Genomic DNA, 12,779 nt, shown 5'->3' on the forward strand with positions numbered 1-12,779 from the left:
TGTTTTCACGGTACCAAATTGGGTGTTTTCACCGTATAAATCATCAGATAATTTGCTTCACTTTAACTGACCAACTGACTTTCCTAATGATTTTACGACACCAGATTAGCTTTATTAACAAGCGTGGAGATCATTATGAGCCGCATGAAAGGATATCACATATTGGTGGGATAAACCATAATAGAGGTCTTTGGAAATTGTCTGAATATGACGCGATCAACTCTATCAGCTATGGAGAATTTGATTTTTTTGTGCTGGTAAACGGGCAGCCCGTAACTGTAATAATTGCCGAACACGAGGGGCGTCAATATCTTAAGACGGAAGCGGATGGATACAGTCCTGACAATTTATTGGCTTTACCCGAATGTCCGTAACCTGTACAATCTATTAAGCACTGGCAACCAGCTTATTAATGCTGCGGTAAACGTAATTGTTAAAAATATGCCTGCGGGCAAACCTGCCGGGAGAATCGGCATTGATGAGTTTGCGATAAACTTCTTTTGGCACGTCGAAATATTCGTAGGTGTTGCCGTCGGCAAAATATATTTTAAGCACCTGTTGTTTGTATTCGAAATCTAAAATACCCGAACCGGCTGTGGTATTGCCATATTCTTCGGCAGATTGCTGCAATGTTTCGGGCGCAATGCTCACCAAAAAGTGATAGGCTTCGATAATTGTTTTGCTTTTTTCTTCGGCTTCCAGCTTGGCCTCCGCACTATCCTGAAATTTATCGGGATGCCAGGTTTTCATTAAACTACGGTAAACGGTTTTCAACTCCTGCAGTTCAGCGTCTTTATTTACTCCTAAAAGTTTTCTGTAGTCTACGATCTTTTTCATGCTATCAATTCGTTAACTTATTGTCATTGAATAGATAGCGTAAGCATTATACTACGCGCTTTTAATGAAAATAATTTTGCAAAGGTACGTTTTTTGGTCGAGATAAATTTTGAAAGTTTAATTATGGTTTTGTTTTGTCGTATCCCCAGTCAACTTTATACAGCATTACAGGTGTAACGTTACACAAAAAAGCGTTCCGGATCTCACCCCGGAACGCGATCAACTAAATCCAGATCAATCTCATGTTCATGATCTTTCGCTTACCATCTTTCTCAGGGATGGTGAAGGTTTTTTATTGGTTGATTAAGTTGATTGGGTTAAGTGGTTGATTGAGTTTGTTTATCGGCTAACTTAATCCAACCTAATCAACTTAATCTAACTCAGTCAACTAACTCCAACTAATCCCCACCCGGCCCGCCGCCCGGAGGAGGGCCACCAGGGCCACCGCCGCCCGGTCCGCGGAAGCCACCGGGTCCGCCCGGACCCATAGCAGGGGCTTTGCCGGCGAATTTCTGTAACCTCAGGGTAAAGGTGAGCAGGTAGTATCTACCCAGGCGGTTCACATTGCTTTGGGTAATAGCACTGCTGGTTTGTGTGCTGGTGTAACCGGTATTCTCGTTAAATACATCATTTACCGAGAAACGCAGCGTACCCACATTGCCCTTTAAAAAGCGGCGTTCCACATATGTATTCAATATATTAGGGTTGGTCGACCCGGTATAGCCCTTATAAATAGTTTTGGTGTAATCATAGCTGGCGGTCCAATCTTTCCACACATAGTTTTTACCATTCACCCCCAGGATAATAGTCTTGAAGTTACTGTTCACATCAGCCTGCGGTATTGAGTTCACCGAGTGATTGATGCTGTAACTGGCGTTCACCTCGGCATCTATCACATCTGTAATATTCACCCTGAAACGTGCACCTTGTGTCAGCACCAGGTTTTTGGCGACGTTCTTCTGGTCGGTCTCCAGAAACTTAACCGAATCTACGTTGCCGATGTAAGAGATATTATTGGCGTAAGTAATATTGCCGTTAATCAATAGGGTGTATTTGCGTTTTTCCCATGGCTTGGCATACAAGTAAAATGCCGATGTAGAATAATAGCCGTCGGCATTCTGGTATTGGGTAAGGATGGTCCCGGCTAAATGAGAGATGGGATAGTTTTTGGGATAAGTAACCGTTTTAGCTGCGATCTTGTTATCGGTCTGCGTGAAATTCAGGTTCGAGAAAAATACATTTCCGCTTGCAAAATCGAATTTATTATAGCGCAGACTAACAACGTTGTTATACTCCGGCCTCAGATTGGGGTTCCCCTGTACCGGGTAATTGGCACTGGAGAAATCGGTCACAGGCTGCAATTCGGCATAAGTAGGCGAGTTGCTGGCCCCGTTATAATTAAAGCTCAGCGACTGGCTGCGCGAGAAATTATAAATAAACCTGGCGACAGGTGAAAAGTTAAAAGTAGTAATGTGAGTCGGCGCGCTTTCTAATGATGAACCTTCTAACAAAGTTGGCAGTGCCGCCACCCCCAATGTATAGTTATATTTCTTTTCGATAAAACGATAGTTTACCCCGATGCGGTTAGTGATAAACTGAAACTTGTAATCATTGCTCAGCAGCGCATAGCGATTGCTCACGCCGTCATCAGTTAATGTATCGGTTGTTTTATCGGCGGTTGTAGTGGCATAATGGTAAGCATAATTCAATTCCAGGTACGATAGTTTGCTCAGCGGTTCCAGGTATGAAAAGGAAGTTCCCACGCTATCGGTGCGGCTGTCGGTATTGATCATCTGGTTTACCGGGGCATTGGCTTTAGTATTATTAAGATAATTATAAACCGGGTTCTGGTACTGATCGCTCTTGGCTGAACCAGACGTTATCAGCACACTGAAGTTACGCCCGTGGCTGTTGAAACGGTGATTATATAAAACATTCAACCCAAAATTCGGCGCTGATGAATTACTGTGCAAATTAAGGGTGTAATCTGATATAGTATCGGTACCTGCCAGCAGGTTGCTTGCTGCATTTTCCAGTGTATGAACCGCGGCGTATGAAAAGCTCGGGCTGATCTTGAAATAGTTAACTGTATCTGGCTTCCACTCCATATTAAAATTAAAGCGGTGATTGATCTTATCATCCTTTTCGGTGCTGCTGGTATTGTTCACTGTCGGGTTATCCAGTGATATATTGTTTTGTATCGATGTGCTGATGGTGTTCACCGTGTTATCAGAGAAACTGTAGCTGCCATACACAGTGATATGTTTACCCCAGCTATCGCGATAATTTAATCCAAATGCACGTGCCGTGGTAATGCCATTATTTGAGTTACTATTGAATCCCGGAGGACCGCCGCCGCCCGGTCTGCCACCGCCGCCACCACCGCCGAAGTTGAACAGGTTAGTATTGGTGTTGTTAAGGTTTCCCGATACTGCTATTTGCCTGTTACCGCTGAAACTGAAGATATTTGCCGAGGCGATATAACGATTTTCATCTTTAGAGCCATCTATCTGAGGTATGGCATCGTGGCCACCACCAACAGTTCCCTGGCCAAAGTAACCGTAGTTTTTATCTGCTTTTATATTGATGTTCAATACTTTTTGAGGGTCGCCGGTTTTAATACCGGTGATGTTGGCCTGGTCGCCGTAATCATCTACCACCTGAATGCTTTGTACCAGGTCGGCAGGCAGGTTTTTGGTGAGGCTGGTTACGTCGCCGGCCATGTAATCTTTGCCATTCAGACGTACTTTAGTTACACTTTTGCCCTGTGCAGTGATGTTACCGTCCTTATCTACATCCACACCGGGTAGCTTTTTGATCACATCCTCAACGGGTGCACCTTCGCGTACTTTATAAGCATTGGCGTTATATTCTACCGTATCTTCTTTTAGTTTAATTGCATTTACATCGACAATGTTTACTCCCTTCAGTGCTATCGCATCGCCTTTTAATACGATGGGCGCAAGATCGGTGGGGGTATTGGCATTGTTTAATATAAACCGCCGTTTTAAGGGCTGATAGCCTACCGACAAAACCACTATACTAAACTGGTTGACAGGTATCGTAGCAAAGCTGAACTTACCGTTAGCGTCAGTAGCAGTAACCAGGCTATCTGTTGCTGATGTAAATAACTTGATGGTTGACCCCGGCAGGGTGATACCTGTCGAGTCTTTTACCACGCCGCTTACCTGGCGCCCTGTTTGGGCGAAGGCCTGCGTAGTTGCGATGAGGATTAAAAGTGTAAATAAGTATTTAAGTTTCATGCCGCAAAACAATCATCTTATTTATACACTAAAAAACAGAATAGACCGGGGGCAGATATGTATAGACAGAGGCAGTTTTTTATCCCATAAAATTTCCGCTTATAACCGACGAATGATGTGTATTTACCTTCAGAGAGTGTGAACGGGTGTTCGTCGGCAAAAAATACCCCCCGGGCGTTTTGCATTGGCCGATAGATTATTCATTTGTACTATTGTGCTTGTATTTAATTAAATGATTGTAAATTAACTGGTCAATGATAATTCCTAAGTCCAAGAGTAAGCTGATAACCATCCTGATCCATATTTTGATATGGGCGGTATTTGGGATGGTCTATTTTTTTCAGCCCATCACTTTAAATATATCCTTACCCTACCAGCTATGGATTAAACAATGTATTCTTTTGGGTTTACTGGTAGCTGCTTATTACACCAATTCATTTATACTGGTCCCCAAATTCTTATTGAAGAACAAAACAAGCATTTACCTTCTGATAGTTGTTGGCATTGCTGTTGTTATTGTTTTCTTAAATATTTACGTAGATAATTGGTTGAATCTCCACCAGTTAATGGAAGCGGCATTCCATAAAAGCGGCCCTGTTAAGCATCGCGGCGGGAGCAGGGACCACGGATGGGATTTAGCTTTGATCGCCATTACCGCTTTAGTGTTAGGTGTAAGTACAAGTATAACTGCTATCCAAAAATGGCAGGACGATAAGCAATTGAACCAGGAACTGGAGCAGGACAGGGTAACCTCCGAGCTGTCTTTTCTGAAAGCACAGATCAATCCACATTTCTTTTTTAATACGCTGAATAATATCTATGCCCTTACCCAGGTTGATGCCGATGTAGCCGGGAAAGCCATCCACCAGCTATCGCGCATGATGCGTTATTTGTTGTACGATACGCAACAGGGACAGACCTTGCTGAGCCAGGAGATCGCCTTTGTAAAAGATTATATCAGCCTGATGCAATTACGGCTTACCGATGTAGTGAAAGTAAATATTGATACGCCGGCAAATTTACAGGATGTTCCGTTGGCGCCAATGATATTCCTGCCGTTCGTAGAAAATGCCTTTAAGCATGGGGTAAGTGCTACCCAACAAAGTCATATCGATATTGTTGTTATGCAAAGGGGCAAGGTGCTTGATCTGACCGTTACAAACTCCATCATAAATGACAATAGTGTCAGTTTAGATACCAATAGCGGGATTGGCCTGGTTAATACCCGTCGCCGGCTTGATTTGCTTTACCCTGGAAAATATAAACTGGATATTGAAGAATTAAATGCCAATAATGAATATATCGTTCACTTAACGCTCGACTTGTCATGACTTTAAATTGCATTGCTGTTGACGACGAACCCCTGGCTCTTGGGCTGGTTTGCAAGTTTATTGAACAAACGCCATTTTTAAATTTGGTAGGCCGGTATTCTGGTGCAGTAGATGCCTTAAAGGCGATACATAACGAAAAGATCGACCTGATATTTCTCGATATACAGATGCCCGATCTGAATGGCATTGAACTGGCCCGTGTACTGGATAAAGGTGTGGATAAACCACGCATCATTTTTACTACTGCCTACAACCAGTTTGCGCTGGAAGGTTACAAGGTTGATGCATTGGATTATCTTTTAAAACCTTTTAATTATGAAGAGTTCCTTCGTGCCGCGCAAAAAGCGTTGACTTATCATGAATTGATAAACAAACCTGCTGCATCCACCGCTGCGTCGGCCTCAAATACTGAGCATGCTGATGATAATTACTTGTTTCTAAAAGTTGAGTACCAACTAGTGCGAATAGCATTGGATGATATCCTTTATATAGAAGGGCTGAAAGATTACGTTAAAGTACATTTGAAGGGTGTTGAAAAAGCTGTTCTGTCGCTCACTAGTTTAAAAGCGTTGGAAGAGAAATTGCCGTCGAAACGATTTATGCGGGTGCACCGCTCGTTTATCGTATCGCTGGATAAAGTGACATCAATGACTAAAAACTCACTGCAAATAGGCAAAATGAATATTGCCGTAGGCGATCAGTATAAAGAAGCTTTCGGTCATTTTTTGGGCCGATGGGTGTAGGTTAGTGATTAGAGATCAGTGATTTGAGATCGGAGATCAGTGATTAGTTGATTAATGATTTTTAAATCATTTAAATCCTTGAATCGTGTCAATGGTTCAGACAAAAATTAAAACAATGAAAAAGTATTTATTGCAATTAGTGTTAATGATAATTCTGGTGTCAGGCTCAGCTTGGGCGCAAAACAAAACCGGTTATCATATAGCTCAAACCTTTCAAATTAAAAGTGGTGGCGGTTATGATTATCTCACAGTTGATAGCGCATCCGAAAACCTGTATGTATCACATGGAATGCAGGTTAACATTTTAAACAAAGCTACCGGTGATTCAATAGGAGTTATCAAAACTCCTAAAGATGTACATGGCATTGCATTGGTGCACGAATTGGGTAAAGGATACATATCAAACGGAACCCTTAATAGCGTGTTGGTATTCGATTTGAAAACAAACGAAGTGCTGGGCCATGTCCCGACAGGAAAATTTGCTGACGGTATTTTTTATGATGACTTTTCTAAAAAAGTGATCACCTGTAATGGCATGAGCAAAAACATGACGGTGATTGATCCCGCTACAGATAAAGTTGCAGCCACCATACAGTTAACAGGTTGGCCTGAAACTGCAGTAAGTGACGAAGCAGGAAGAATATATGTAAACAATGCTGAAAAAAGTGAAATAGATGTTATCGATGCTAAAACATTTAAAATTGTAGCTACCTGGCCAATAGCACCTGCAAAGGGCCCATCTGGTTTGGCTATCGATAGAAGTTCTATGCGCTTATTTGCCGGATGTGAAAATAAATTATTAGCAGTTATTGACGCCCGTACCGGTAAAGTAATAACCACTTTGCCTATTGGTGATGAATGCGACGCGGTAGGGTTCGATAAAAAATTAAAATATGTTTTTTCATCAAACGGAGAAGGTACTTTAACGGTGATTAAAGAAGTAAGTGCCGATAAATTCATCGTCGCCGAAAATGTTGCGACTAAAAAAGGTGCAAGAACAATGACGGTAGATCAAAGCACACACAAGCTTTATTTATCTACCGGGGATACCAAACCAGGCGATACCGGTGAGCGTCCTAAAATAATTCCGGGTACTTTTAAAGTTTTGGTACTTAGTAAATAAAATTTCTATTCAGCAGACTAGTTGACTCACCCCCAGCCTCTTTGCGTAGCAAAGAGGGGAGTGAAGAGAGAAAAATCTCCTCTTTCCGCGCAGCGAAGAGAGAGTGGTCGAGCGCAGCAAAGACCGGGTGACTAAATGGGTGAGAAAATATCTCTATAACCCAGAAATATTTCCATTACACAACGAATCGATCTTTCAAACATCAAACAAAAAAACAGCCGTTACCTCGCGTAACGACTGCAATTCACTAAACTAACTATTAACCAACCATCGCCACCCATAACCAACAAAACAGGTATGCCCTGGCAGGCACCGGCGATGATCTATCTGTGTGGGAACTAAACAAAAAGCGTTTCATCTGTTACGATATGCACGTACCAGTGATTTTTTTTCTTAAATAGCTTATTTATTTGATTTGCTATTGTCAAAAAGTATTTCTTGAGATATGTAATTAATTTTTTCATGTATTTTCAATTAAGTAGTTCGCTTTAAGGTAGCTAAACCGTTGTCGGTTGACAACGGTTGCTACCACACAGCAGGACTTTTAGACCCTAACTATCATCCTGTTGTTTATCATAGATGTTTTATTGCCTTATACACCGGTTAGAATGTAAAGCACTTCTGCATAAGCATATTTGACATAGATCAAATGCTTAATACGACTTATTAATAACACGGTGATTATTATCATTTTGTTTGCTTTGTTGATATCAAATCAAAGTTCGGTATTGGGATGCTTAAAGCAGGTAGTGCTAACACGGTAAATTCATACGTGTTTTTACGCATTTTATGAGATTAAATAACGGTATCAGGGGTTTTATAAAATAAATCTCCTATTGTGTTGAAAAGACGCAATGAATTATTTATATTTCAGAATTAAATTATCAAACCTAAAACAACCATGTTAAACAGAAGAAAATTCCTGGCAGGCACTGGTGCAGCGGCCCTGAGTGCTTTACTATTACCCAAAGCAGCTTCAGCATTTTTTGCTGATGCAGGCGAACACGCACTGGGAGTGCAGCTTTATACGCTATTCAACATTATTGAAGCCGATGTAAAAGGTAATCTTAAAAAAATAGCTGATATCGGCTATAAAGAAATAGAATCGGCTTTTAGCAAGTTGCCAGGCTATTATGGTATGAAACCAAAGGAATTTGCTTCATTATGCAGTGATTTGGGTATGTCCTGGAAATCCCACCATGTATTGGGTGCACCGTTCAAAATGCCGAAAGGAATGAAAATGCCTGCAGGTATGACGCTGCCTCCGCACATGGCTAATCTAAAAGAGGATATGCAGGCGTTGGTTGATCAGGCTGCTGAAGGCGGAATATCTTACCTGGTTTGCGCTAATATCCCAACAGAAACATTGGATGAGATAAAAAACGCCGGAGAAATATTAAACAAAACCGGCGAGGCTTGTAAAAAAGTAAATATCCAATTGTGCTATCACAATCACGATATGGAGTTTAAAGATGTTGAAGGAAAGATACCGTATAACCTGCTTTTATCTGAAACGCAGGACGACCTGGTGAAAATGGAGCTCGACCTTGCATGGGCAACCAAAGCAGGGGTAGACCCTGTTGCATTATTTAAAGCACATCCCGGGCGCTTCCCTCTATTGCACGTAAAAGATATCAGTAAAGATTTTACAACCCTCGAACCTGTAGGTGAAGGCGTAGTAGACTTTAAACGGATATTTGCCAATGCAGAAACAGCCGGAGTTAAACACTATTTTGTTGAACACGACATGCCGAAAGATGCATTTGCCAGCATTGCCACCAGCTATAAGAATTTAAGAGCAATGGGTGTTTGATGAAGTCTGATGTCAGAGATCAGAAGTCAGAAAATAGCTCAGACATCTGACATCCGACCTCAGATTTCTTTCCTCTTTCTCAAACTTTCTCATTTCAAAATCATTTATCAGGGTATTGATAGCTAAAAGGTGTTTGATGAAGTCTGATGTCAGAGATCCGAAGTCAGAAAAATAGTTCAGATATCTGACCTCCGACCTCCGATTTCTTTCCTCATGCCAAAACATTCTCATTTCAAAATCATTTATCAGGGTATTGATAGCTAAAAAGCTGTTGATACCCTATTTTTATTTAGTCGCGGTAACATTTGCTGTGTCAGTTCATCCAAATAAAAAAAAATAACGAGTGGAAACTATTCTGAATATAGCCAGCCTGGGCAAAACTTATAATAGTGCAGGTAAAACTTTAACCGTATTAGACAATATCAACTTCTCTGTAAACGCCGGATCGACCAATGCTATCGTTGGTCCTTCGGGCAGTGGTAAAACTACCTTGCTGGGTCTGTGTGCAGGTCTAGACCGTTCCACAACCGGGATAGTTGAATTGAACGGCATCAATCTTGGCGGATTGAGCGAAGATCAGCGTGCACAGGTGCGTAACCAATATGTAGGCTTTATCTTCCAGAATTTCCAGCTTCTGCCGACACTCACAGCATTGGAAAATGTGATGGTACCCTTAGAATTACGTGGCGAAAAAAATATCAAGGCCCGCTCGATGGACTTGCTGGATAAGGTAGGACTGACAGATCGCGGGCATCATTACCCGGCACAGCTTTCGGGTGGCGAGCAGCAACGCGTTTCATTGGCAAGGGCGTTCAGCAATCAGCCTAAAATATTATTTGCCGATGAGCCTACAGGTAACCTTGATGCAGAAACCAGCGAAAAAGTGGTTAAGCTGATATTCGACCTTAATAGGGAAGCTGGAACCACCTTAGTTTTGGTAACCCATGATCTGGATCTGGCAGCTAAAACACAGCGCATCATCCGCATAAAAGGTGGTAAGTTGGCATCTGACGATAAAACAAACGTAAACGCTTAAAGATGATGGATAATACCCCGGTAAACTTTAAGCGTAAAGTAAATACGCGCTGGCTTTTTGAAATGGCCTGGCGCGACAGTCGCCGCAACCGCTCGCGACTGATGCTGTTCGTGTCATCCATTATATTTGGTATTGCGGCATTGGTTGCCATTTATTCCTTCGGATTTAATCTGAGGAAAGACGTTGATACCCAAGCGGCAACACTTATTGGCGCCGATCTCACTATATCAACCAATAAACCTGTGGACGCTTCTATGCAACCGCTCATTGATTCACTCGGAGACAGGAGATCACAGGAACGCAGCTTCGCTTCCATGATCCTTTTTCCTAAAAGTAAAGGCACAAGATTAGTACAGGTTCGTGCCCTACAGGGAGGATTTCCATATTATGGCAGTTTGGAAACTACACCCGTAAAGGCCGGAATTGATTTTCGTAAAGGCAAAGAAGCATTGGTAGATCAAACCCTGATGCTGCAATTCAATGCTAAAGTTGGCGATTCGATTAAGGTAGGCAATATTACGTTCCTGATTGCCGGAACATTAAATAAAGCACCAGGTCAAACGGGGATATCTTCAAGTATTGCACCTATCGTTTATATCCCGATGCAATACCTTGTTAAAACAGGTTTAGTTGAAAGAGGGAGCCGTATCAACTATACTTTTTATTACAAGTACGATCATAAGATAGATATAGATAAGCTGGCAAAAGGCCTTGATTCACGCCTGGATAAGGCCGGGATGAATTACGATACCATCAATACCCGCAAAGAAAATACTGGTCGGTCTTTTTCCGATCTGACAAGCTTCTTGTCGCTCGTGGGATTTATCGCCCTGTTGTTGGGCTGTGTAGGCGTAGCCAGCGCAATTCATATCTATGTTCGCGAAAAGATAGCCTCAATAGCCATTATGCGCTGCCTTGGAGTTAAAGCACGCGAAGCATTCCTCATATATCTGATTCAAATAGCAGGCATCGGCCTTATCGGCTCCGTAATCGGCTCGGTGTTGGGTAGTTTAGTGCAGCATTTGTTGCCGGTAGTGTTTAAAGATTTCCTGCCGATTTCCATATCTACAGATATCTCGTGGATGGCAATAGGGCAGGGGATAGTTTTAGGTGTGATCATTTCCGTATTGTTTGCCTTACTGCCATTGATCGCTATACGTAATATATCGCCATTAAACACGCTCCGCATATCATATGAGCAGGTTAATTTGCTTCGCGATCCATTGCGATGGCTGGTTTATACCCTTATCGTGATGTTTATTACCACATTTACTTTTTTACAGTTGAATAGCTGGCTGGCGAGCATGTTTTTCACCATCGGTATTTTTATCGCTTTTCTGATACTGACACTGATAGCGAAATTGCTGATGTATGGCGTCAAATTGTTTATAAAAAGTTCATGGAGCTATCTTTGGCGGCAGGGCTTTGCTAATCTGTACCGTCCTAATAATCAAACAATTATTCTTATAGTTTCTATTGGTTTAAGTACCGCTTTCATATGCACGCTATTTTTTATCCAGAGCTTATTGGTTAAACAAGTGGAGATATCTGCAAGTGGCAACCAGGCCAATATGATCCTGTTTGATATTCAAACCAGTCAGGAAAAAGGTGTGGCTAACTTAGCGCGCCAGCATCATTTGCCGGTTTTGCAGCAGGTACCTGTAGTAACCATCCGGCTGGAAAAGATAAACGGTAAAACAGAGACCGATGTAAAAAAAGATACTGCGCTTAAAATACCCTCCCATATTTTCGCCAATGAGTACCGGGTTACCTACCGCGACTCTCTTACACCAACTGAAAGAATAACCAATGGAGATTGGATAGGTCGTGCACCCAAAACAGGGGATGTTCCCATTTCTGTCGAAGATCGTTTCGCAAAACGTAATCATATAAAAATTGGCGATAAATTGATATTTAACGTGCAGGGTATCAGTGTGTCTACAAAAATAGCCAGCATCCGTATAGTGAACTGGAATAAGATGCAAACTAACTTCCTTGTAGTTTTTCCAAAAGGTGCATTGGATGACGCCCCGCAGTTCCATGTACTGCTCACCCGCGTGCCTTCAAAGATGGCATCCGCCTCGTTTCAGCAAACGGTAGTGAAACAGTTCCCCAATGTCTCTATTATCGACCTTGGCTTTGTTTTAAGTATCCTGGACGATCTGATGGATAAATTGGGTGACATCATCCGCTTTATGGCCATGTTCAGCATAATTACAGGTGTGGTAGTGCTTATTGCCTCGGTAAGGATAAGTAAATATCAACGTATACAAGAGAGTGTGCTACTGCGCACCATGGGCGCCAGCCGCAAGCAGATATTGGCTATCACAGCTATTGAATATTTCTTTTTAGGGGCGCTATCCGCAGCCACAGGCATATTGATAGCCTTTGCAGGTAGTTGGCTACTGGCAAAATATAGCTTTGGTATACCATTTAGTGCCAGCCTGCTACCAGCATTATTGCTATTTTTAGCTATCGCAATACTAACCATCATCATTGGCCTGTTTAATAGCAGAGGGATTTTGAACAAACCACCGCTGGAGATTTTGAGAAGGGATGTATAGTTCTTTACTTTGTATCAAGACTGGTAACTAGTACCGTGTCAATTAAGAATTGACGTTTAGTCCTGAGTC

General features: G+C 42.1%; 9 protein-coding genes. 7 read left to right on the forward strand and 2 right to left on the reverse strand.

The window, feature by feature from the left end:
• The first annotated feature begins 86 nt into the window (after positions 1 to 86).
• Positions 87 to 374, forward strand: a complete 288-nt coding sequence (locus tag ACPPVU_RS07820) for a DUF3892 domain-containing protein (RefSeq protein ID WP_426671128.1) — start codon at positions 87 to 89, stop codon at positions 372 to 374.
• A gap of 13 nt (positions 375 to 387) precedes the next feature.
• Here ACPPVU_RS07820 and ACPPVU_RS07825 read toward each other — a convergent pair whose 3' ends face one another.
• Both ACPPVU_RS07825 and ACPPVU_RS07830 read right to left on the reverse strand, forming a co-directional pair.
• Positions 388 to 837: a KTSC domain-containing protein gene (locus tag ACPPVU_RS07825; protein WP_426671129.1), complete on the reverse strand. Its 450-nt coding sequence runs from the start codon at positions 835 to 837 to the stop codon at positions 388 to 390.
• Positions 838 to 1,235: 398 nt separating this feature from the next.
• Positions 1,236 to 4,100, reverse strand: a complete 2,865-nt coding sequence (locus ACPPVU_RS07830) for a TonB-dependent receptor (RefSeq protein WP_426671130.1) — start codon at positions 4,098 to 4,100, stop codon at positions 1,236 to 1,238.
• Positions 4,101 to 4,354: 254 nt separating this feature from the next.
• Here ACPPVU_RS07830 and ACPPVU_RS07835 point away from each other — a divergent pair, with 254 nt between their 5' ends.
• The 6 genes from ACPPVU_RS07835 (at position 4,355) to ACPPVU_RS07860 (ending at position 12,710) form a co-directional block, all read left to right on the forward strand.
• Positions 4,355 to 5,431, forward strand: coding sequence for a sensor histidine kinase (locus ACPPVU_RS07835; protein WP_426671131.1), 1,077 nt, complete (start codon positions 4,355 to 4,357; stop codon positions 5,429 to 5,431).
• Positions 5,428 to 6,174 (forward strand): LytR/AlgR family response regulator transcription factor, encoded by a 747-nt coding sequence (locus ACPPVU_RS07840; protein WP_426671132.1) that lies wholly within the window; start codon positions 5,428 to 5,430, stop codon positions 6,172 to 6,174. Before ACPPVU_RS07835 ends, ACPPVU_RS07840 begins: the two co-directional genes overlap by 4 nt.
• Positions 6,175 to 6,289: 115 nt before the next feature.
• The gene (locus ACPPVU_RS07845; protein ID WP_426671133.1) at positions 6,290 to 7,297 is read left to right on the forward strand and encodes a hypothetical protein; all 1,008 of its coding nucleotides are present in this window, start codon (positions 6,290 to 6,292) and stop codon (positions 7,295 to 7,297) included.
• Between the two features lie 901 nt (positions 7,298 to 8,198).
• Positions 8,199 to 9,110 (forward strand): sugar phosphate isomerase/epimerase family protein, encoded by a 912-nt coding sequence (locus ACPPVU_RS07850; protein ID WP_426671134.1) that lies wholly within the window; start codon positions 8,199 to 8,201, stop codon positions 9,108 to 9,110.
• Between the two features lie 343 nt (positions 9,111 to 9,453).
• The gene (locus tag ACPPVU_RS07855; RefSeq protein WP_426671135.1) at positions 9,454 to 10,146 is read left to right on the forward strand and encodes an ABC transporter ATP-binding protein; all 693 of its coding nucleotides are present in this window, start codon (positions 9,454 to 9,456) and stop codon (positions 10,144 to 10,146) included.
• A gap of 2 nt (positions 10,147 to 10,148) precedes the next feature.
• Complete coding sequence (locus ACPPVU_RS07860; RefSeq protein ID WP_426671136.1) at positions 10,149 to 12,710, forward strand: ABC transporter permease; 2,562 nt, start codon at positions 10,149 to 10,151, stop codon at positions 12,708 to 12,710.
• Positions 12,711 to 12,779: the final 69 nt, after the last annotated feature.

Origin of the sequence: Mucilaginibacter sp. McL0603 (assembly GCF_049992945.1) — a bacterium.
In the GTDB taxonomy this organism is placed as follows: Bacteria; Bacteroidota; Bacteroidia; order Sphingobacteriales; family Sphingobacteriaceae; genus Mucilaginibacter.